Raw genomic sequence first — 21,895 nt, forward strand, 5'->3', positions numbered from 1 at the left:
AAAGGTGCCATGGCTATCCCCCCCAAAAAACCGAACAGCTCTACCAACCTGCGCACCATAGCCCAGTCGCGTCTGGGCCGCTCCGTCAATCTGCGCGAAACCAATGCCAGTGCCTCTGAGGCCTTGGGCGTGCTCTACGAACTGGCGCTATCTCCCAAGACGGCGCCCGGCGCACTCGCTCTGCTACATGAGTTGCAGGTCCATCAGGTCGAACTGGATCTGCAAGCCGAAGAACTGCGCACGGCAACAGCCACCCTGGAGGCCGAGCTCGCGCGCCAAATGCAGCGCTACGACAAATCCCCAGCGGGCCACTTGATCTTGGACAGCCATGGGCGTGTGGCGGATGTCAACCTGACCGGTGCGCAGCAGTTAGGGGCCGAGCGCGAACTTGTGCGGGGACAAAGACTGGACCACTTCCTGACCCCGCAAAGCGCCATCGCATTGCAAGCCTTGCTGGCCCGCGCCGGACAAGGCCACGCATCGAGCGAGCTGACCCTCGTGGCGCGCCCTGACAGCGATGCCAAGGCACGCACAGTGTGCGCATCAGCGCGGATCGATCCCGCCGGCCTTGGCATCTTGCTGGCTTTTCTCGACATGCCGACACGCTGAAAGAAAGCGCCCTCGTTGTCAGGCTTGCCGGCCCGAAAACCGGCGCAGCGCTGCGCATGAGAAAATCACGGGTTATTTACAGAACACCCAGGACACCATCATGGAAGCAGAACGCATCAACCTCATCGGCAACATCCTGAACGACCTCGCGGAGCGCACCCGTGAGTTACGGGGGTATCTTTGACTACGATGCCAAATTTGAACGCCTGCGCACGGTAAACGCCTCGCTCGAAGACCCGGCGGTCTGGAACGATCCGAAGAAGGCCCAAGAGCTGGGCAAGGAAAAAAAGTCCCTCGACGGCGTAGTGCTGACGCTCGAGCGCCTGACGCGCGAGCTGGCCGACAACACCGAGTTGTACGAAATGAGCGTCGAAGAAGGCAACGACGACGACCTGGAGGCCATTGCTGCCGAAGCCGCCAAACTGCAGCCCGAGATCGAAGAGCTGGAGTTTCGCCGCATGTTCCGCCACGAGGCCGATCCGCTCAACTGCTACCTCGACATCCAGGCTGGCGCTGGCGGCACCGAGGCCTGCGACTGGGCCAGCATGCTGCTGCGCCAGTACCTGCGCTACGCCGAGCGCAAGGGCTTCAAGACCAGTGTGGACGACGAAACGCCGGGCGACGTCGCCGGTATCAAGGGCGCGACCATCCACATCGAAGGCGAGTACGCCTATGGTTTGCTGCGCACCGAGACCGGCGTGCACCGCCTGGTGCGCAAATCGCCGTTCGACAGCTCCGGCGGGCGCCACACCAGCTTTGCCAGTGTGTTTGTCTACCCTGAAATCGACGACTCGATCCAGATCGACATCAACCCGTCGGACGTGCGCACCGACACCTACCGCGCTTCGGGCGCTGGCGGCCAGCACATCAACAAGACCGACTCGGCTGTGCGCCTGACACACATGCCGACCGGTATCGTGGTGCAATGCCAGGACGGGCGCAGCCAGCACGGCAACCGCGACATCGCCTGGCAGCGCCTGCGCTCCAAGCTCTACGACTTCGAGATGCGCAAGCGCCAGGAAGAGGCGCAAAAGCTCGAAGACACCAAGACCGATGTCGGCTGGGGCCACCAGATCCGTTCCTACGTGCTGGACAACAGCCGCATCAAGGACCTGCGCACGAACGTTGAAATCTCCGCCACGCAAAAAGTGCTGGACGGTGATCTCGACGCTTTCATCGAAGCCTCGCTCAAGCAAGGCATATAAGGAAACCACATGCCATCAATGCGTGACGGACAGGCCCCGGCCACCGCCATCTACCGTGCTGACTACCAGGCCCCTGCCTGGTGGATTGACAGCGTGGAACTCACCTTTGACCTCGATCCGGCCAAGACCCGCGTCCTGAACAAGATGCACGTGCGCCGCAATCCGGATGTGGCCGCACAACCGCTGCGCCTGCACGGCGAGGAACTGAACCTTTCGCGCGTACTGGTGGGGGGCGCTGGCACCTCGTTCAAGATGGACGGCAACGTGCTCGTACTGGAAAACCTGCCCGAAGGCTACGAGCCGGTGGAGCTGGAGATCTTCACCACCTGCGCACCCGAGAAAAACACCAAGCTCATGGGCTTGTACGTCAGCCAGGGCACGTTCTTCACGCAGTGCGAGGCCGAGGGTTTCCGGCGCATTACTTACTTCCTCGACCGGCCTGACGTCATGGCCAGCTACACCGTGGTACTGCGGGCCGACAAGGCTGCGTACCCGGTGCTGCTGTCCAACGGCAACCTGGTCGAGCAGGGCGAGCTTGACGGAGGCCGCCACTTCGCCAAATGGGTCGATCCGCACAAGAAGCCAAGCTACCTGTTTGCCCTGGTGGCGGGCAAGCTGGTGGCGCGCCAGCAGCGCATCGTCTCGCGCGCCGGCAACGAGCACCTGCTGGAGGTGTACGTGCGCCAGGGCGACCTGGGCAAGACCGAGCACGCGATGAACTCCCTCATGGCCAGCGTGGCCTGGGACGAGGCACGCTTTGGCCTGTCGCTCGATCTGGAGCGCTTCATGATCGTCGCCACCAGCGATTTCAACATGGGCGCGATGGAGAACAAGGGCCTGAACATCTTCAACACGAAATACGTTCTGGCCAGCGAAGCCACGGCCACGGATGCTGACTTCGCCCACATAGAAAGCGTGGTGGGCCACGAGTATTTCCACAACTGGACGGGCAACCGCGTCACCTGCCGCGACTGGTTCCAGCTCAGCCTGAAGGAAGGTCTCACCGTCTTCCGCGACCAGGAGTTTTCCATGGACATGGCGGGCAGCCCTTCGGCCCGCGCCGTCAAGCGCATCGAGGACGTGCGCGTGCTGCGCACCGCCCAGTTCCCCGAAGACGCCGGCCCCATGGCCCACCCGGTGCGGCCCGACAGTTACGTCGAGATCAACAACTTTTACACCGTCACCATCTACGAAAAAGGGGCCGAGGTGGTGCGCATGATGCATAACCTGGTGGGCCGCGACGGCTTTGCGCGTGGCATGAAGCTGTATTTCGAACGCCATGACGGCCACGCCGTCACTTGCGATGATTTTGCGCAAGCCATCGCTGATGCCAATCCGCACAGCAGTCTGGCGACCCTGCTGCCCCAGTTCAAGCACTGGTACAGCCAGGCCGGTACGCCCCATGTGCACGCCACTGGCCAGTACGATGCACAGGCACGCAGCTACACGCTCACGCTCACACAAAACTGCGCATCCACACCCGGCCAGCCGGTCAAGGCCCCCTTCGTCATTCCCGTGGAACTGGGCCTGCTCGCACAAGATGGCCGTGCCCTGCCCTTGCAACTGGCGGGCGAAGACGCCCCTGGCGCGCCCACGCGCACGGTGGTGCTGGCCGAACCAAGCCTGTCGCTGACGTTTGTCAATGTCGACAGCGCCCCTGTGCCCTCGCTGCTGCGGTCTTTCAGCGCCCCGGTAGTGCTGGACTGCGACTACAGCGACGAGGACTTGCTGACCCTGCTGGCGCACGACAGCGACGCCTTCAACCGCTGGGAGGCAGGACAGCGCCTGGCATTGCGAATCGCTATCAATGCGATAGCTGATAGCGCCCTACAGGTAAGCTCTAGCGGCCAATTTAATCAAAAAATTCTGCCTGACAGCTTCACCCAGGCGATGCGCGGCGTGCTGCGCCACCCCCAACTGGACGCTGCGTTCAAGGAGCTGGCGCTCACGTTGTCGTCTGAGACCTACATCGCCGAACAACTCGAAGTGGTGGACCCGCAGCGCGTGCATGCCGTGCGCGAAGCCATGCGCCTGCAACTGGCCCTGGCGCTGCACGACGACTGGCAGTGGGCGTGCGAGCAGCACGAACAAGTCGGCGCCTACCGGCCCGACGCCATTTCCAGCGGGCGCCGCGCTCTCACCGGTATGGCGTTGTCCATGCTGTGCCTGGCGGCGCAGCACACGGGCGATGCGATCTGGCCCGGCAAGACGCTGCAGCGCTTCAAGGACGCGGGCAACATGACCGACCGTTTCAATGCGCTCAGCGCCCTGGTGGGCAGTGGCCACGCCCTGGCAGCACCTGCGCTGGCGCGCTTTCATGCGCTGTTCAAGGATGAGCCGCTGGTCATCGACAAATGGTTCGCGCTGCAGGCAGGCTGCCCCGACCGTGGCGGCCACGTGCTACCCATCGTGCGCCAACTCATGCAGCACCCCGACTTCAGCCTGAAAAATCCGAACCGCGCACGCAGCCTCGTCTTCAGCTACTGCAGCGCCAACCCTGGCGCCTTTCACCGGCAGGACGCCGCGGGCTACGTGTTCTGGTGCGAGCGCGTCATTGAACTCGATGCCATCAACCCACAAGTCGCCGCGCGTCTGGCACGCGCCCTAGACCGCTGGAAGAAGCTGGCCGAACCCTGGCGCACCGCAGCCCGCGAAGCCATCGCCCGCGTCGCCGCACGAGAAACCCTGAGCAACGACGTGCGCGAAGTCATCACCCACGCACTGGCCGAATAAGGAGAAACCCATGGCAAAACGAGTCAGCCTGACACGCTATCTGGTCGAACAGCAACGGGTGGACGGGCTCATCCCCGGCCAGCTGCGCCTGCTGCTGGAAGTGGTGGCACGCGCGTGCAAAGGTATCAGCCAAGCCGTTAACAAAGGCGCCCTCGGCGGTGTGCTGGGCAGCGCCTACAGCGAGAACGTGCAGGGCGAAGTGCAGAAAAAACTCGACATCATCGCCAATGAGGTGCTGATCGAGGCTAACGAATGGGGTGGGCATCTGGCGGGCATGGCATCCGAAGAAATGGACGCCATCTACGTTGTGCCCAACCGCTACCCCAAGGGCGAATACCTGCTGCTCTTCGACCCCCTGGACGGCTCCAGCAACATCGACGTGAACGTAAGCATTGGCACTATCTTCAGCGTGCTGCGCATGCCCGAAGACGACCGCGGCGTGGACGAGGGCGACTTCCTCCAGAGCGGCACGCAGCAAGTAGCCGCCGGCTATTGCGTCTATGGCCCACAGACCACGCTGGTGCTGACCGTGGGCGACGGCGTTGCCATGTTCACACTCGACCGCGAGCAGGGCTCGTTTGTGCTCACCCAGGAAAACGTACGCATCCCCTCCGACACACAAGAATTTGCCATCAACATGAGCAACATGCGCCACTGGGACGAGCCCGTGCGTCGCTACATTGACGAGTGCCTGCAAGGCCGTGAAGGCCCACGCGAAAAGGACTTCAACATGCGCTGGATTGCCAGCATGGTGGCCGACGTGCACCGCATCATGACGCGCGGCGGCATCTTCATGTACCCCTGGGACAAGCGCGAGCCCAACAAACCCGGCAAGTTGCGCCTGATGTACGAGGCCAACCCCATGGCCTGGCTCATCGAACAGGCCGGCGGCGCCGCCACCAACGGTCGCCAGCGCATCCTAGACATCCAGCCCACCCAGCTCCATGAGCGCGTAAGTGTCATCCTCGGTTCAAAAAATGAGGTCGAGCGCGTAACCAGCTACCATTCAGCGCTATAATTCGAGGCTAAGCCGGTGTAGCTCAGTCGGTAGAGCAGCTCATTCGTAATGAGAAGGTCGGGTGTTCGATTCATCTCTCCGGCACCAAGTCAGTAAAGAAAACCCCGCTATCGAAAAGGTAGCGGGGTTTTTTGATTTTGCTGGCTGACACCCCCTCGGGCCCTGGTAGCTGCCCCCGCTTACCAGGCACAGGCAGAAACACCCCGCACGCCAGAAGACTTGACCCGGCACGAGTGCCTGCTGTGGACGCGCGACAACCGCGTGTAGAACGAATGGCCGATGAGCATGGGTGACCCCACAAGGTTCTCCCCATTTCACGGGGACAAACCTGTGGACAACCCGTGACCTGCCTACACAAGCCGTACGCAAGTGCCCGGCTTACATGGGTTTGTGTTGCACTGCCGCAAAAACGGGCAGTCGGCTGCAGTTTGCGCGCTTGCGGTGCTACGATGCCTTGCCAGCCACTTCCCATGGGGCCTGCAGTGTGGGAAGTCAAATCAAACCAAAGGAGACACACCCATGCTTAACCGTCGCCACCTCATGGCCTCCGCACTTGCCAGTGCTGCACTACCCGGTATTGCACTGGCCCAGTCCATCGAAAAACCAAAGCTCACGATCGCGGTCGGGGGCAAAAATCTCTTCTACTACCTGCCGCTGACCATCGCCGAGCAGTTGGGTTACTTCAAGGACGAGGGGCTGGACGTCACTGTGGTCGATTTCGCGGGCGGCTCCAAAGCGCTGCAAGCCGTGGTGGGAGGCAGTGCCGATGTAGTCTCCGGTGCTTTTGAGCACACCGTAAACATGCAGTTCAAGGGCCAGCCCATGCGCGCCTTTGTACTGCAAGGACTGGCGCCGCAGGTGGTACTGGGTATCAACCCAAAGACCATGCCCCACTACAAATCCATTGCCGACTTGCGTGGCAAAAAGATTGGTGTGACGGCGCCCGGCAGCTCCACCAACGTGATGGTCAACTACGTGCTGGCAAAGGCTGGCGTAAAACCCAGCGAGGTGAGCTTTGTGGGCGTGGGCGCCAGTAGCGGCGCGGTGGCCGCGATGCGGTCAGGGCAGATCGACGCCATCAGCAATCTTGACCCGGTCATCACGCTACTGCAGCGCTCAGGCGATCTCAAGATCGTGTCCGATACACGCATCGTGTCTGAGGCCGAAGCGGTCTTTGGCGGCCCCATGCCCGCAGCATGCCTGTATGCGCCTGTCCCCTTTGTGGAGGCGCACCCTGCCACCATACAGGCGCTGACCAACGCCATGGTGCGGGCCGACCGCTGGATCCAGGCAGCTGGCCCTGGCGATGTGATCAAGGTCGTGCCCGAAAATTATTTGCTGGGCGACCGCGCCATCTATATCGATGGCTTTCTGGCCGCGCAAAAAGCCCTTTCGCCCGATGGCATGATTCCACCCGCCGGGGCTCGCACCGCATTCCGTGCTCTGGCCAGCGTGGACCCCAAAATTGCTGCCGCAAAACTCGACCTCGATGCGGTCTATACCAACGAATTCGTCAAGAAAGCCCATGCCCGCAAGCGCGGCTGACGTGCACAACGGCCGCAACCCCAGCGGGCAACCGCCAGCGCTCACGCTCTCGGGCGTGGCTTGCACCTTCGTCAGCAAGGACGCTCCGGGCCAGCGCTATACCGCTGTTGAAAACGTGGACCTGCACGTCAGTGCAGGCGAATTCGTCAGCGTTGTGGGCCCCACGGGGTGTGGAAAAAGTACGCTGCTCAACGTGGCCGCCGGTCTGCTGGCGCCCAGCACGGGCAGCGTGACGGTGTTTGGCGAACACCTTACGACGCTCAATCGGCGTGCCGGGTACATGTTCCAGGCCGAAAGCCTGATGCCCTGGCGCACAGCACTGGCCAACGTATCGGCTGGGCTGGAGTTTCGCGGAACCCCTTCGAAGGAAGCCACCGCCCAGGCACAGGACTGGCTTGCCCGCGTAGGCCTGGCAGGGTTTGGCGACCGGTATCCACACCAGATGAGTGGCGGCATGCGCAAGCGTGCCAGCCTGGCGCAAACGTTGGTGCTCGACCCCGACATCATCCTGATGGACGAGCCGTTTTCCGCACTCGACATCCAGACCCGCCAACTCATGGAAAACGAGCTGCTTCAGCTCTGGCAGGCCAAGCGCAAAGCTGTGCTCTTCATCACCCACGATCTGGACGAAGCCATTGCCATGAGCGACCGCGTGGTGGTGATGAGCGCTGGCCCCGCGTCCTATCCCATGGGCGAATTCGTGATCGATATTCCACGTCCCCGCGACGTTGCAGAAATCAAATCCACCGCACGCTTTCGCGAACTACACGCCGGCATCTGGGATGTCCTGCGCAGCGAAGTGCTCAAGGGCTATCAACAACAGTTGCAAAAGGCGACTTGAGACTATGTGGCAAATGATCAAACCGCGCGCAGCCACCATGCGTGCATGGCAGCTGGGCCTGCTGGTGCTGCTGTTCCTGTTCTGGGACGCAATGACCCGGCCTGGGTTTATTCCACCATTCATGTTCGACAACGACCGCCAGGCAGCGTTCTTCTTTGGTCAGCCTTTGGCGATTCTCGAGCGCGTCTGGGACTGGTTCGTCACCGATGCCGATATTTATCGCCATCTGGCTGTCACTCTGATGGAGACTGCGATGGCCTTTGCCATTGGCGCGTGCAGCGGGCTTGCAGGCGGCCTGTGGCTCGCGCTCTCACCCACCGCATCAGCCCTGCTGGAGCCCTACATCAAAGCCTTCAACTCGATGCCGCGCATTGTTCTGGCACCTATTTTTTCGGTGTGGTTTGGCCTGGGCATGGGCTCAAAGGTGGCATTGGGCGTCACTTTGGTGTTCTTTATCGTGTTCTTCAATGTCTACCAGGGCGTCAAGGAAGTGAGCCCCGTAGTGCTGGCCAACGCGCGTATGCTGGGCGCAAGCCAGCGACAGCTGCTGCGCCACGTTTATCTGCCCAGCGCCACCAGTTGGGTTTTCAGTTCTCTGCACACTTCGGTGGGGCTGGCTTTTGTGGGCGCGGTGGTCGGAGAGTATCTGGGCTCCAGCCAGGGGGTGGGCTACCTGATCCTGCAGGCCGAGGGTACTTTTGACATCAATACCGTGATGGCAGGCATCCTGGTTCTCACCGCCTTTGCCCTGATCCTTGATGGACTGGTCGGGCGAATCGAAAAGCGGCTGCTGAAATGGCAGCCCAAGGCGGGTGAGGTGGAAAAACTCTGATGGGAGTTTTCACAACATGCGAGCGCACAGATTCTGCTCCACCCCAAAAAAAAGCACCCAGGCATTTCTGCGCTAAGTGCTTAATTCATAACCAAATTTTGGTGGGACGTGCGGGGGTCGAACCCACGACAAACGGATTAAAAGTCCGCTGCTCTACCAACTGAGCTAACGTCCCATATCCTGATTGATTAAACCAGAATAGCCTCGCATTATAGCGTTATTTTTCTTCCTTCTTCGTCCTGCTGGCCAATCCATCCAGAATCCAGCCTGCGGCGCATTGCCCAAAGGTGGCAGTCACCGCAACCACTGAGCCGTATCCGTGGCAATTAAGACTGCCATCGCCTTCGAGGCCGCAAGAAGCGTCGGGTGGTGCAACAGACTCACGGCTGAAAACGCAGGGCACAGACATTTTCTTGCCGTCTTTCGGTGCACCATGGTGCTTGCGCAGGCGATAGCGCAGTTGGGCCAGCAAAGGATCGTGCGTCACACTGGCCAAATCTGCAATGTCCACCAGGTGCGCTTGTCGCTTGCCACCAGCTGCGCCGACGCTGATGAACAGGTTACGGGCGGTGCGCGCCCAGGCTGACATGGCCGTCTTGGCCTGTACCTGGTCACAAGCATCGATGACGGCATCGACATTGCGTGGCAACAAAGCAGGCCAGTTGGCGGGCTCGACAAACTCCTCGATACAGTGCACAACGCAATCTGGATTGATCTGCGCCACTCGGTCACGCATGGCCAGCACCTTGGCCTGCCCCACAGTTCCTTCCAGAGCATGAATCTGGCGGTTGATGTTGGACTCAGCCACATGGTCCAGGTCGATCAGTGTCAGCTGGCCCACGCCACTGCGGGCCAGGGCCTCTGTCGCCCAGGAACCAACGCCGCCAATGCCCACTACCACTATGTGGGCAGCACGAATCTGCGCAGATCCCTGCACTCCGTAGAGGCGCTCAAGACCACCAAACCGGCGCTGCTGCAGCGGCGACATGGGCGCACCCGGCAGCAATCCAGGCGGAGCAACCAAAGAATTCACCACTATTTGAGGTGCGAGAGCCGCTCTTTAGCAGCCACTGCGGCCTCAGATTGCGGGTAGGCGCGTAGCAGGTCTTCTAGCGTCTTGCGCGCACCACGTGTTTCCTTCAGTTCGATCTGGCAATTGGCGATAGACAGAGCGGCTTCAGGCGCGCGTGCGTGGTTGGGAGAGGTGGCCAGCAAACCCTTAAAGTTGACAATGGCTTCTTTGTAATTGCGGTTCGCGTACTGGGCATTGCCCAGCCAGAAGCGCGCCGAAGGCCCATAGCCACTGCGGGGATACTGGCGGAGGAAGGTCGTGTAGGCTGTTTCCGCATCGGCAAAACGCCCCTCACGGAATTTGGCCAGCGCCGACTCAAAGTCTTTTTTCTCAGACGGCTCCGCCTGGAACTCCAGTCCATCCACCGTCACTTTGAGCGGCTCAAACTGACGCAAACGCTCATCCACACCAGTGGTGATCTCCTTCTGGTGGCGCTGCAACTCCGAGACATCGCGCGTCAGCTGCTCGTTTTGTCCACGCAGCTTGGCCATTTCCACACGCAGAGTTTCAATCTGTGTTTGCAGATCGAGCAAACTGCGGCGCAATTGACCGCTGTCTTCGGTGGCGCGGCGGGCGTCCTCTGCCGAGCGTTGACTGTTTTGCTGCATGGCATCCACGCGCTGGCGCATTTCAAGAATGGCGCGTCGAGCCTCGCCATCTTCAAAAATTGCCGCATGCCCCGCTGACAGGAAGGAGCAGGACAGCGCCAAAGCAACCAACGCGCGCCCCAGACGCAAGGAATCCGCGGCGCTCATTAGCGGTAAGACAGTTCGGCGCGGCGATTTTGCGCGTAAACGTCTTCACCACTGCCTTGGGCAGCTGGTTTCTCTTTGCCAAAACTGACCGCTTCAATTTGGCCATCGGGCACGCCCAGCAGGCCCAGCGAACGGCGCACAGCTTCTGCACGTTTCTGTCCCAGAGCCAGGTTGTATTCACGGCCGCCACGCTCATCGGTATGGCCTTCGACGACCACCTTGCGCGCATTACTGGACTTCAGAAAGCGCGCATGGGCATCGATCAGCGACTGGTAGTCCTGCTTGATGACGTAGCTGTCGTAGTCAAAATACACAATGCGGCTCACGCCCACGGGGCCGGCTGCATCACCGGCCGTTTGCGAGAGGTCAACCCCGCGCACACCGCTCTGCCCAGTGTTGCCCGCATTGGCTCCATTGGCGCCGGTGGACAGTGGCGCACCGTTCTTGTCTTCAACCGGCACATTGTCCAGATCCACTCCAGAACTGCAGCCTGCAACAAGGGCCACTACGGCCATGGCGATAGAAATACGTTTAATCATTTGAAAACTCCTGAAAGACGGAAACAAAAACTGCCGAAAAGTTCAACGCGCCTGGAACGGACCCCAGTCCGGCTCGCGGATATCACCGCCCTGCCCCGCAAGACGGGCCTTGATCTTGCCGTCCAGCGTGGTGGTCATCAGAGACTCCCGCCCCTGGTGCTGCGTAGCGTAGACAATGAGGCGGCTATTGGGCGCGAAGCTGGGGCGTTCGTCTGCAGTGGTTTCGGTGATCGCGGTGGCGGTTCCTGTCCCTAGCTCCATCACATGCAGCTTGAAGGCGCCCCCTAAACGTGAGATGTACGCAAGGAAACGACCGTCGGGACTCAGGCTGGGCGATATGTTGTAGCTGCCGCTGAACGTGACCCTTTCTGCATTGCCGCCCGTACTGGCAACCTTGTAGATTTGGGGTGCGCCACCCCGGTCACTGACGAAATAAATGCTGCGTCCGTCCGGTGAAAAAGCCGGCTCTGTATCGATCCCGGTACTTTGCATGAGCCGACGCGGCTCACCGCCATTAGCGTCAATCGTGTAGAGCTGGGAATTACCATCCCGGCTCAATGTGACAGCCAGGGTGCGCCCATCAGGCGACCAGGCTGGTGCGCTGTTGGAGCCACGGAAGTTGGCGACGAGGCGGCGGCGCCCGGTGGCTACATCGTGCACATAGACCACAGGCTTGCGCGATTCGAACGACACATAGGCAATCTGTCCACCCGATGGTGACCACGCTGGAGAAATGATGGACTCGGGGCTGGAGAGGGCTGACTGGGCATTTTCACCATCGGCATCGGCCACCCATAGGCTGTAGCGCGGCCCCGCCTTGGTCACGTACGCAATGCGGGTCGAGAACACGCCCCGATCACCCGTTAGTTTTTCGTACACAAAATCAGCAATGCGGTGCGATACCAAGCGCAAATCACCCTGAACGACGATATAGCTTTGTCCGCCCAGATCCTGCCCGCGCACCACATCCCATAGACGAAAGCGAACATCGAAACGCCCATCACCCAAACGGGTGATGCTGCCGGAGACCAGTGAGTCGGCGCTCTTCTGTCGCCACAAGGCCAGGTCCGGACGAGAGGTTTCATCCAGGCGCGCCCCGGCCGTGTCCACGCTGCGGAATTGGCCGCTGCGCTCCAAATCGGCCTGCACAATGCTGGCAATTTTCTGGGGTGACTGGGCCTCGTCCCGAAACGGGGCAATCGCGATGGGCAACTGCGTCATGCCAACGCCCGAAACTTCGACCCGGAACTGGGCCAGCGCCGGGGTGGCGGCCAACGAAGCCATGGATACCATAGCGAGGCGACGCGAGGGATGCGGCTGAGCCGAAGAAAGAGAAGAAAAGAGTGTTCGTACGTTGTTCATTCGCAGTCAGGAGCAACCGGACAAAAGCCGATTGTCAGCCCTGAATGTTACACACTGGGAAGTGCCCCCGTGTCACAAACTGTTGAGCATGGCCGTAAAAAGTAGAATCCCAGGCTCATGCAAGCTCCAGATCACGGCGCGAATCCCGCCCCCGGCAACGCCCCCCCTCCCCCCTCCGAGCGACTGACAGTCCGGTTGTCCCGGCTTTCCGTTTACTTTGGCGGCCAGCGGCTTGGCTGGATCGCTGCCATCGTTGCCACCCTGGTGGGCGCCATCACCGAACCTCTGATTCCCGCATTGCTACAACCTTTGCTAGATCAGGGCTTCACCAAAGGAACCCTGCACCTCTGGATCGTTCCGGCGGCCATCATGGGTGTTTTTCTGGTGCGTGGTGTAGCCCAGTTTGTGGCGCAGTATGCGCTGGCCCGCATTGCCAATGAAGGCATGCTGGCACTGCGCGCAGCCCTGTTTGACCGCCTTCTGGCAGCGGAAATGGGTTTGTTCGCCCGGCAAAGTGCGAGCACGCTGTCAAATACGGTCGTCTATGAGGTGCAGACCGGCGCTACGCTGCTGGTGCAGGCCTTGCTGGGAATTTCGCGCGACGGCTTTACCCTGGTGGCCTTGCTGGGTTACCTGCTCTACCTGAACTGGCAGCTCACACTGATCGTGGCCGTGGTCGTGCCCGGCGTGGCGTGGATCATGAAGACGCTTTCGCGTCGGCTCTACCACCTCACCAAAAGCGGGCAGCAGGCCACGGATGAACTGGCTTACGTGGTCGAAGAAAACGTGCTCGCACACCGCATGGTGCGCCTGCACGCAGCACAGCCCGGGCAAGCCCGGCGGTTCGACGCCCTGAGTCGACGTTTGCGCAGCCTGGCCATCAAGTCCACCATTGCCGCTTCTGCCATGACGCCCCTCACACAGCTGTTGGCAGCAGCAGCCCTGTCGACCGTCATTTGCGTGGCTTTGTGGCAAAGCCGCGCTGCCGGTACGACGCAGGATGTGACCGTGGGCGGCTTTGTCGCATTCATCACAGCCATGTTGATGCTGATCGCACCGATCCGCCGCCTGGCCGATGTGGCCAGCCCCATCACCCGGGGCGTTGCTGCGCTGGAACGCGGCCTGCACCTGCTGGGAGACACACCGGCGGAGAGCGGTGGCAACTATGCGCCCAGCCAGGTGCGCGGTGTCATTGCGCTGCAGAACGTCAGTGTGGCCTTTGCTCCCGACCAAGCACCCGCGCTGGACCGCGTCACGCTGGAAGTCCAACCCGGTGAAATTGTGGCGCTGGTGGGCCCCTCGGGCGCGGGCAAAACCACCCTGGTCAATCTGCTGCCGCGCTTTGTGCAACCCAGCACGGGCCAGATTTTTCTGGATGGACATACACTGCAGGACTGGAACCTCGCTGCTCTGCGGGCACAGTTCGCACTGGTCAGCCAGGACGTGGTCATGTTCAACGACACCATTGCCGCGAACGTCGCACTGGGACAGGCCATCGATACGCAACGGGTACAAGAGTGCCTGCAGGCGGCCAATCTGGCTGAACATATCGCAGCACTGCCGCAAGGCATGCACACCATGGTCGGGCATAACGCCACCCAGTTGTCTGGTGGCCAGCGCCAGCGCCTGGCGATTGCACGGGCGCTTTATAAAAACGCCCCTATCCTGATCCTGGACGAAGCAACGTCCGCTCTGGACACCGAGTCCGAGCGTCTGGTGCAAGAGGCCTTGCAACGCCTCATGCAGGGGCGCACCACTTTGGTGATTGCACACCGGCTCTCCACCATCGAACATGCCAACCGCGTAGTGGTAATGGAGCGCGGGTGCATTGTCGAACAAGGCACCCATGCCGAACTCCTGGCACAAGACGGGCTGTATGCGCGACTCCAGGCGCGCCCCGCGCCAGCCTGATTACCAGCGCCCCCGATTGGGTTGCCGTCGACGAATGGCCTGCGCAATCAGGTCCGCGATCTCCTTGCGACTGGCACGCAGCGCAAAATCTGCGGCGGTCAACCCCAGCTGGTTTTTAAGCGAAGGATCCGCCCCTTCTTTCAGCAGCAATTGCACCGACTCGCTTGTGCCGTAGTGCGCGGCCATCATCAACGGCGTAGTGCCGTTGGGCGATGCCGCATCGATAAAGGCGTGGTTTTCAAGGAGCAGAGCGATGATGGCCGCCTGCTGGGGCTGCGTCCCTGAGGCAGCGTAGTGCAAAGGCGTCCAGCCGGGCTTGTTGACATCGGCATCGCGCGCGATGAGCGCACGCACGGCCTCCAGATGGCCGCGCAGAGCCGCCATCATGAGGGGGCTTTCATCCTGCGCATTACGCACCTCGACCTGCAAATTGCGCGCCTGCATCAGGGCAGCGAAGGCCTTGAGCATATCGGCCTTCAGCGCCAGCATCAGCCCAGCCTGACCTCGGAGGTCGAGCGTATTGGGATCAAAACCTCGCTGCAATAGTGTCGTGATCGTGGTGGCGTCATCGCGCTGAATGGCGACAAAAAAATCCTCATACGACCCGGCCCGGGCAGGCATGCAACCCGCAGCACCCAGCAGCAAAAAATCGCGGCGCAGCATCTTCATGCCCGAACTCCCGAGAACAGCTGGTCAAAATTCTGGCTGGTGGCTTGCGCCACAGCGTCCACCTCCATGCCGCGGATGCTTGCAATCTGGCGCGCCACGTGGGGCACATAAGACGGATTGTTGACTTTCCCCCGGTACGGCACGGGTGCCAGATAGGGGCTATCCGTCTCAATCAGCATCCGGTCAAGGGGCACGAAAGCCGCCACATCGCGCAGATCCTGGGCGCTCTTGAAAGTGATGATGCCGGAGAAAGAAATGTAATACCCGAGATCGAGTGCAGCGCGCGCCACCTCGGCTGTCTCAGTAAAGCAGTGAAAAACGCCTCCTGCGCGGTTACGGGCTCCATCCTCGCCCTCCTCACGCAAAATGGCCAGCGTGTCGTGTGATGCGCTGCGGGTGTGGATCACCAAAGGTTTTTCGCACTGACGGGCCGCGCGGATGTGGGTGCGAAAACGCTCGCGCTGCCATTCCAGGTCCGCAATGCTACGTCCGCCCTTGCGGTCTTCCATGCCGTAGTAGTCCAGCCCGGTCTCACCGATGGCCACCACCCTTGGCAAGGCGGCACGGTCGAGCAGATCCTGCACACTGGGCTCTGCCACACCTTCGTTATCAGGATGCACGCCCACGGAGCACCAGAAGTTGTCATAGCCCACAGCCAGGGCGTGTACATCGCCAAACTCTTCCATGGTCGTGCAAATGCACAAAGCGCGGTCAACCTGCGCCGCCTGCATCGCCTGGCGAATGACAGGCAACTGGCTTTGCAGTTCAGGAAAAGTGAGATGGCAGTGGGAATCGGTAAACATGTGGTGCAGCGCGCTCCTGGTTTTTACGTTCGGAGCACAAAAAAATAAAAAATTCTGGATTTTCCACGGTCAGCCGACCAGATTCACGATGTGGCTCGGCCCCAATGCCAGCGAAGAAAGAACACGGCGACCACATCGGCAACGGCCATTGCCATCAGCGCAAGCCCAAAAAAGGGCCCAGTCCCTGCGTCAAGCCAGCTCGGTGGACGCAACCAGAACCACAAACCCGCCCCACACAGGGCGACAGCACTCAAGCCCAAAGACAAATACACCAGCCGCTGGCCCCCCGCAAGCATGCGGGGGGCTTCTGTCTTGAGCAAGGCCTTCCGGGGCTCTCCGAAATCAACAGGCAAGGGACATCCTCCACGCAAGCGGCTGAAACCTCACTTGACCAAGGCCAGCATGTCCTTGAAGGCCGGATGCTCGCAACTGCGCAGCCATTCAAACGCCACCATCTCGGTGGTGACCAGTTCGGCGCCAGCACCAGCCAGGCGGTCATAAGCGGCATCACGGTTGCGCTCGGTGCGCGAGCTGCAGGCGTCTGTCACTACCCACACGTCAAATTCATCCTCGATCAAGTCCAGCGCGGTTTGCAGCAGGCATACATGGGCCTCACACCCGGCAATGACGATGGTGCTGCGGTCCGGGCCGCTTTGCGCAGTTTTTTGCATGTGCTTGGGCAAACTGCGGGCGTTGCCGGCAGGGGGTTTGGCCGGTGGGCGCAGCCATTCACCCAGGCCTTCTTCCACAGCGCTGAAATGCATCTTGGGCAAAGTGTTGCGGCACAGGGCGCGCAGCGCCGCGTCATTGGCGCCCAAGCGCGAGGGGTTTTGCTCGGTGCCCCACACCGGCACTTCCAGCATTTGGGCAATCTGGGCCAGACGGCGGGCATTGCCCAGCGCGGCAGCCCCCTCGTGGATGGCAGGCATCAGTCTTTCCTGGAAATCCACCAGTACGAGTTGGGATTCAGAGGCGTCAAGCAGCATGGCGGGGTCCTTCGGTCAAAACAATGCCGTGATTGTCGCAGCGCCTGCGCGGTCTGCACCGCACTTCATGCCTTCAAATGCTGCAAGGCCTGGGCCAGCGCACCCGCCATCGCAATGGCGTTGGTGGGGTGGGCCACGCAGTCAGTGCTCCAGAACTGGCCGACGCCTGCCGCATGCAAGGCGTCGAGCGCAGCGGCGTCGATCAGCGCGTGCGTCACCGCCACATCCACCGAAGCCGCACCGGCTGCACGCAGCAGGCGCGTGGCCTGGGCCAGCGTGTGCCCGGTGCTGGCCATGTCGTCGACCAGCACCACGCAGCGGCCTTGCACACTCACCGGAGGCAGCGCAACGGTCACGCTGCGGTCGCCATGGCGCTCCTTGGTGCACACGGCGTAGTCAAAACCATGACGCTCTGCCGCCTGGGCCACCCACTGGGCGGATTCACCATCGGGGCCCATGAGCATCGCACCAGGCCTTTGCTGCGCAATCCAGTCAGCCAACAGCAGCGCACCGCTGATGACCTGGGTCTGCGCAGCGGGCACGGCCTCCTCCAGAGTGGCCACGCGATGCAGGTGGGGATCCACGCTGACCACGGCATCGAACAGGCTCGCCAGAAAAGGGCCCACGATGCGCTGGCTGACGGCTTCGCCTGGATGGAATGCAATATCCTGGCGCATGTAGGCCAGGTACGGCGCTACCAGGGTGAGGTGGCGCACGCCCAGATCGCGGGCCGCACGGGCCGCCAGCAGCAGTTCAATGAGTTTCTCGTTCGGCTGGTGCAAGCTGCGCAACAAGACGGCACGTTCGGGCATGCGTCCAGCCACATCGACCGGCAGCGTCAGCCGCAGTTCGCCGTCAGGAAATCGGTGGCGCTGCACGGGCCACAGTGCCAAACCGGATGCCGTCGCCAGACGCTCGGCAGCACCCTGCTCGTCGTCAAAATACAGCAGGCAGCCCTTGGCCGGTTCGGACGCAATCATGTTCAAAACTCCACGAAAACACGCGGTACATCGTCCGCAGTACCGATGTAGTAACCGCTGGTTTTAGAGCAAGCCTGGCGCGCAAACTCCAAGTCGGTCGGAAATCCGGCATGCACCCGGTACAGCGTTTGCCCTGCAATCACGGTGTCACCGAGCTTGCACAGTAAATCCACCCCTGCGCCCTGCACTTTGGGCGCGCCCGCCAGGCGGGCAATGCGCGCAATCTGCAGGTTATTGATGCCGGCCACCACTCCGCTATCGGGCGCCGAAACCTCGAACGTCAGCGCACCCAGCTGGGGATTGTTGTGGTCGAAATCTTTGCCTCCCTGGGCCGTGATGATGGCCTGCATGCGTGCCAGGGCACGGCCCGAGTCAAGAATATCGCGCGCGATTGCGTAGCCGTCGCCGCCGCGCACATCAGGGTCACATTCGATCAAGCGGCCTGCCAGGCGCAGGGCCTTTTGGCGCAGATCGTTGGGCGCCCGGGGGTCGTTTTCCAGCACGCGCATCACATCACGGGCTTCCAGCACGGGGCCGATACCGTTGCCAATGGGCTGGCGCCCATCGGTGATGACCACATCCAGCGACAGCCGCATACGCTGCGCCACATATTCAAACAAACGTCGTAAACGCTGCGCCTCGGGCATGGACCGCACCTTGGCCGTGGGACCAATGGGAATATCGAGCACCAGGTGGGTCGAGCCAGCAGCAATTTTTTTGGACAGGATGGATGCCACCATCTGCCCCGGAGAGTCAATGGACAGCGGGCGCTCGACCGAAATCAGCACATCGTCAGCCGGCGAGAGATGGGCGGTGCCACCCCAGGCCAGACAACCCCGTTGGTCGCGCACGATGTCGCGCAGTTGTTCCAGGGGCAGCTCTACAGTGGCCAGCACCTCCATGGTGTCGGCCGTGCCAGCGGGAGACGTGATAGCGCGGGAGGAGGTTTTGGGGCACAGCATCCCATGGGCCGCCACGATAGGAACGATCAGCATCGAAGTGCGGTTGCCCGGTATGCCGCCAATGCAATGCTTGTCCACCACCAAAGGCTCATGCCAGTCCAGCCTATGGCCCGTGGCGACCATGGCGTCGGACAGGAAAAAGACTTCTTCACGGTCCAGCTCGTCGCGGTTGCAGGCCACCACAAAGGCGGTGAGTTCGATCTTGGAATAGCGGTGGTCGGCAATGTCCCGAACGATGGCCAGGAAATCCCCGCGCTCCAGACGCTCGCCTGAGATTTTGCGAAAAAGCGCACCCATAGACTCGGGTGGCTCCGCCTGGGCCACCGCCACCATATGGCCGTTTTCCACTCCCAGCTGGGCAAAGGCGTCTTCCGACAGCCCGAGCTCGCGGCAGCCGACGATGGACAGATCGTCCACCACGTTCAGCGTGGCCAGAATTCGGCGCCCATTGGCGCGCACCTCGATCTTGGACAGCGCCTGAAAACCCTCAGCGCGGTACACGGCGCAGTCGCGGTGCAGGTAGGCAACGTTTTCACGCCAGGTGTCGATGGCGACACGGCGCAGAGCCAATTGGGAGATGAGAGCGCCATGGTTGCCGTTTTGGGCAGCAGGTACTTCGGGGGCATTCTGTGCTTGCATACTGCAAGGCTACACCGGAATCAGGGCCTCCCCTGCCCGGGAATCCCCCACGCGACAGGCACCCGTTTGAGCCCGCACCGACATACCGGGCAAGTCGTTTTCCGATCGTGGTACCCTTGCGCCCCATGTTTCGTTGGTTTTACATACTCACGTTGCTGGCTTGCTCCAGCGCCCAGGCAGCACCAGGCGCAGCACCCACCGACGATATCGACAGCTTCCTGCACGACAAGGGTCTCCTCGCCCAATTGGCTGAAATGCGCCAAAGCGTCGCTGGGCAAGCCCATCAAGTCGTTGACCGGACGTCCGACCTCGTGGTCACGGCCATGGGTTTTCTGGGCGTCCCCTACCGCCGCGGGGGTAACAGCGCCGAGACGGGCTTTGACTGCAGCGGCTTTGTTCGTGCCATTTACCAGCAGACGGCAGGCATGCTGCTGCCGCGCCGCGCCGACCAGCAGGCCGCCTCGACCGAAAAAATCGACAAAAAAGAACTGCAACCGGGCGATCTGGTGTTTTTCAACACCATGCGCCGCGCGTTCAGCCATGTTGGCATTTATGTGGGCGACGGCAAGTTCATCCACTCACCACGCAGCGGCTCCGAAGTGCGGGTGGAAGACATGCACCAGTCCTACTGGCAGCGCCGATTTGATGGCGCCCGCCGTGTGATGCCGCTGGTAGCGACCGCCACGACCGCCCAGGCGGCACCACAGTAAAACTCTTACCGCACATCCACTCAGGGCCGGATCACGGTCACTGTTTCGGTGCTGCGGATCGGACCACCCGTTTCATTGACAGGGCGCGCCTGCGGATCGTGCAGCATGGCTTTCGCCTGTGCCATGTCAGCCTGGTAGCGCGCACGGGCCTGCGCTTCGCACGACTTGCGTGCCTGCGCCTGCGCACGACACTCCTCCAGTCCCACCTTCAGCCCGCCACCGGCCTCGCGGATGGCGCTTTGGTAGCGCTGCTGCGGTGTGGCGTCAGGCACCTCCGTGCGCTCCAGCGCCGCAGCGTAGGGCTGTGTTTGGGCTACGGCAACGCTACCCAAGGCCACGGCGGGCAACAGCGCAGCACAAAGCGCGTATTGCGCCATCGATAGTTTCTTCATGGTGATTCCTTTTCAGAAGCGAGACGATCCCACAACGACAAACGTTCCAGGCGCCTTACCACTGCAGCATAAATGCGGCACCGGGCACAGAGAGTCAGGCAGCTGCGCGCTACGATGTCGGACAAGGCCCACGCTGACAACCACCCCGCCTATGCCCACCACGCCGCTTTCCGCCCGCCCCGGCGCCGCCTTTGCACATGACCGGGCCTACCTGCGACAGCTGCTTTCGCAGCGCAACCAGTCCGAGGGGCGTGTCGCCGAGATCGACGCGGCGATTGAGCAGGCCTTTGTGCGCACGGTTTCCATGCTGGTGCTGGACATGTGCGGTTTCTCGCGCATCACGGCCTGCCACGGCATCATTCATTTCCTGGCCATGGTGCACCAGATGGAGCAAGCCGCCCGCCCCGCCATTGCTGGCAATGGCGGCGAAGTGGTCAAGCAGGAAGCCGACAACCTGTTTGCCGTCTTCAGCCACCCGGAACAGGCGCTCGAAGCCGCACTGGACATTGGCCGCGCCCTGAACGCCATGAACGCCGTACAAACCCCTGAGGCCGCCCTGCATGTCAGCATAGGCATCGGCTACGGCCCGACCCTGGTGATTGCCGACAAGGATCTGTTCGGCCATGAGATGAACCATGCCTGCAAACTGGGCGAGGACATTGCAGATCCAGGTGAAATCTATCTCACGGAAAACGCCTGCCGCGCGCTGCCTGAGGGCCGCTACGTGTTCAGCGAAGTACCGTACACCGTTGGTGGCATCGTCCTGCCCTCTTTTCGGCTGGAAGGCTGCCTGTATGAACGTCCGCTTGCACGATGAAGAAAAAAACACCCCCTGAGACCCAGACACCCCACGATACGGCCCTGGAAGCCGCAGCGCACCGTGCGCGCCGCCTGCTGCACAAGCGCGCCCTGGTGGCAGCAGCGGCGGGTGTGATACCCGTGCCCGGCCTGGACTGGGCCATGGATGCCGCCCTGCTTTCGCGGCTGCTGCCGCGCATCAACGCAGAATTTGGGCTCACACCCGAACAGCTGGACCGGCTGAACCCCGCCAAACGCGAACAGGTGCAGAAGGCTGCAGCCATGGTGGGCTCAGTGTTGATCGGCAAGTTCATCACCCGCGACCTGGTGCTCAAACTCACCAAAACCATGGGCATGCGCATGACCACCCGCCAGGCCAGTAAATACGTACCGCTGGCAGGCCAGGCCCTGGCAGCCACGCTGGGCTATGCCACGCTGCGCTACCTGGGCGAGCAGCACATCCGCGACTGCTTGCAGGTGGTACAGGCAACGCAATTGCAGTTACCTGCTCCGGATGCTATTAAATAAATAGCT

21 protein-coding genes and 2 tRNA genes are annotated in these 21,895 nt (G+C 61.6%); 12 read left to right on the forward strand and 11 right to left on the reverse strand.

The annotated features are described in order from the left end of the window. The first annotated feature begins 9 nt into the window (after window positions 1-9). From C8D04_RS07345 to C8D04_RS07385, 8 genes are all read left to right on the forward strand, one after another. Window positions 10-609: a PAS domain-containing protein gene (locus C8D04_RS07345; protein WP_133243611.1), complete on the forward strand. Its 600-nt coding sequence runs from the start codon at window positions 10-12 to the stop codon at window positions 607-609. Between the two features lie 100 nt (window positions 610-709). Next, a protein-coding gene (gene prfB / locus C8D04_RS07350) for a peptide chain release factor 2 (protein WP_116004265.1) occupies window positions 710-1,814 on the forward strand; the annotation gives its coding sequence in 2 pieces (ribosomal slippage) (window positions 710-790 and window positions 792-1,814; 1,104 coding nt in all). A gap of 9 nt (window positions 1,815-1,823) precedes the next feature. Continuing rightward, complete coding sequence (pepN, locus tag C8D04_RS07355; protein ID WP_116004266.1) at window positions 1,824-4,547, forward strand: aminopeptidase N; 2,724 nt, start codon at window positions 1,824-1,826, stop codon at window positions 4,545-4,547. 10 nt (window positions 4,548-4,557) lie between these two features. Then, complete coding sequence (locus tag C8D04_RS07360; RefSeq protein WP_116004267.1) at window positions 4,558-5,565, forward strand: class 1 fructose-bisphosphatase; 1,008 nt, start codon at window positions 4,558-4,560, stop codon at window positions 5,563-5,565. Between the two features lie 11 nt (window positions 5,566-5,576). Then, window positions 5,577-5,652 (forward strand) — tRNA-Thr (locus C8D04_RS07365). A 453-nt stretch (window positions 5,653-6,105) separates the two neighbouring features. Continuing rightward, the gene (locus C8D04_RS07375; protein WP_233521238.1) at window positions 6,106-7,110 is read left to right on the forward strand and encodes an ABC transporter substrate-binding protein; all 1,005 of its coding nucleotides are present in this window, start codon (window positions 6,106-6,108) and stop codon (window positions 7,108-7,110) included. Next, window positions 7,091-7,951, forward strand: coding sequence for an ABC transporter ATP-binding protein (locus C8D04_RS07380; RefSeq protein WP_116004269.1), 861 nt, complete (start codon window positions 7,091-7,093; stop codon window positions 7,949-7,951). Before C8D04_RS07375 ends, C8D04_RS07380 begins: the two co-directional genes overlap by 20 nt. A 4-nt stretch (window positions 7,952-7,955) precedes the next feature. Further along, window positions 7,956-8,783: an ABC transporter permease gene (locus tag C8D04_RS07385; protein WP_116004270.1), complete on the forward strand. Its 828-nt coding sequence runs from the start codon at window positions 7,956-7,958 to the stop codon at window positions 8,781-8,783. A gap of 99 nt (window positions 8,784-8,882) precedes the next feature. Here C8D04_RS07385 and C8D04_RS07390 read toward each other — a convergent pair. From C8D04_RS07390 to tolB, 5 genes are all read right to left on the reverse strand, one after another. Then, window positions 8,883-8,958: transfer RNA gene (locus C8D04_RS07390), tRNA-Lys, on the reverse strand. Between the two features lie 42 nt (window positions 8,959-9,000). After that, the gene (locus C8D04_RS07395) at window positions 9,001-9,771 is read right to left on the reverse strand and encodes a tRNA threonylcarbamoyladenosine dehydratase (RefSeq protein ID WP_116006075.1); all 771 of its coding nucleotides are present in this window, start codon (window positions 9,769-9,771) and stop codon (window positions 9,001-9,003) included. Window positions 9,772-9,818: 47 nt separating this feature from the next. Next, window positions 9,819-10,610, reverse strand: coding sequence for a tol-pal system protein YbgF (ybgF, locus tag C8D04_RS07400; RefSeq protein ID WP_116004271.1), 792 nt, complete (start codon window positions 10,608-10,610; stop codon window positions 9,819-9,821). Then, entirely contained in the window at window positions 10,610-11,149 is a 540-nt protein-coding gene (pal, locus tag C8D04_RS07405; RefSeq protein ID WP_116004272.1) for a peptidoglycan-associated lipoprotein Pal, read from the reverse strand. Before pal ends, ybgF begins: the two co-directional genes overlap by 1 nt. A 42-nt stretch (window positions 11,150-11,191) precedes the next feature. Further along, complete coding sequence (gene tolB, locus C8D04_RS07410) at window positions 11,192-12,442, reverse strand: Tol-Pal system beta propeller repeat protein TolB (protein ID WP_233521134.1); 1,251 nt, start codon at window positions 12,440-12,442, stop codon at window positions 11,192-11,194. A 186-nt stretch (window positions 12,443-12,628) separates the two neighbouring features. On the opposite strand from tolB, the gene msbA reads away from it, so the two are divergent. Then, window positions 12,629-14,422 (forward strand): lipid A export permease/ATP-binding protein MsbA, encoded by a 1,794-nt coding sequence (msbA, locus tag C8D04_RS07415; protein WP_116004274.1) that lies wholly within the window; start codon window positions 12,629-12,631, stop codon window positions 14,420-14,422. Here the strand turns inward: msbA and C8D04_RS07420 are convergent, their stop codons facing one another. The 5 genes from C8D04_RS07420 to C8D04_RS07445 form a co-directional block, all read right to left on the reverse strand. Continuing rightward, the gene (locus tag C8D04_RS07420; protein ID WP_116006076.1) at window positions 14,423-15,085 is read right to left on the reverse strand and encodes an ankyrin repeat domain-containing protein; all 663 of its coding nucleotides are present in this window, start codon (window positions 15,083-15,085) and stop codon (window positions 14,423-14,425) included. Between the two features lie 2 nt (window positions 15,086-15,087). Then, window positions 15,088-15,894, reverse strand: coding sequence for a TatD family hydrolase (locus C8D04_RS07425; RefSeq protein ID WP_116004275.1), 807 nt, complete (start codon window positions 15,892-15,894; stop codon window positions 15,088-15,090). A 383-nt stretch (window positions 15,895-16,277) separates the two neighbouring features. After that, window positions 16,278-16,880, reverse strand: a complete 603-nt coding sequence (locus tag C8D04_RS07435; RefSeq protein WP_116004277.1) for an isochorismatase family protein — start codon at window positions 16,878-16,880, stop codon at window positions 16,278-16,280. A gap of 65 nt (window positions 16,881-16,945) precedes the next feature. Beyond that, window positions 16,946-17,860 (reverse strand): ribose-phosphate diphosphokinase, encoded by a 915-nt coding sequence (locus C8D04_RS07440; protein ID WP_116004278.1) that lies wholly within the window; start codon window positions 17,858-17,860, stop codon window positions 16,946-16,948. Window positions 17,861-17,862: 2 nt separating this feature from the next. Further along, a complete protein-coding gene (locus C8D04_RS07445; protein WP_233521239.1) occupies window positions 17,863-19,392 on the reverse strand; it encodes a thymidine phosphorylase family protein in 1,530 nt (509 codons plus the stop codon). Between the two features lie 194 nt (window positions 19,393-19,586). On the opposite strand from C8D04_RS07445, the gene C8D04_RS07450 reads away from it, so the two are divergent. After that, a complete protein-coding gene (locus C8D04_RS07450; RefSeq protein ID WP_116004280.1) occupies window positions 19,587-20,171 on the forward strand; it encodes a C40 family peptidase in 585 nt (194 codons plus the stop codon). 20 nt (window positions 20,172-20,191) lie between these two features. Here C8D04_RS07450 and C8D04_RS07455 read toward each other — a convergent pair whose 3' ends face one another. Beyond that, window positions 20,192-20,563, reverse strand: a complete 372-nt coding sequence (locus C8D04_RS07455; RefSeq protein ID WP_233521135.1) for a hypothetical protein — start codon at window positions 20,561-20,563, stop codon at window positions 20,192-20,194. A gap of 151 nt (window positions 20,564-20,714) precedes the next feature. Between C8D04_RS07455 and C8D04_RS07460 the strand changes: the two genes are divergently transcribed. Continuing rightward, window positions 20,715-21,380, forward strand: a complete 666-nt coding sequence (locus C8D04_RS07460; RefSeq protein ID WP_116004282.1) for an adenylate/guanylate cyclase domain-containing protein — start codon at window positions 20,715-20,717, stop codon at window positions 21,378-21,380. Continuing rightward, complete coding sequence (locus tag C8D04_RS07465) at window positions 21,377-21,889, forward strand: hypothetical protein (RefSeq protein WP_116004283.1); 513 nt, start codon at window positions 21,377-21,379, stop codon at window positions 21,887-21,889. The genes C8D04_RS07460 and C8D04_RS07465 overlap by 4 nt, the downstream gene beginning before the upstream one ends. The last annotated feature ends 6 nt before the right edge of the window (window positions 21,890-21,895 follow it).

This window comes from Simplicispira sp. 125 (assembly GCF_003096555.1).
Lineage (GTDB): Bacteria > Pseudomonadota > Gammaproteobacteria > Burkholderiales > Burkholderiaceae_C > Simplicispira.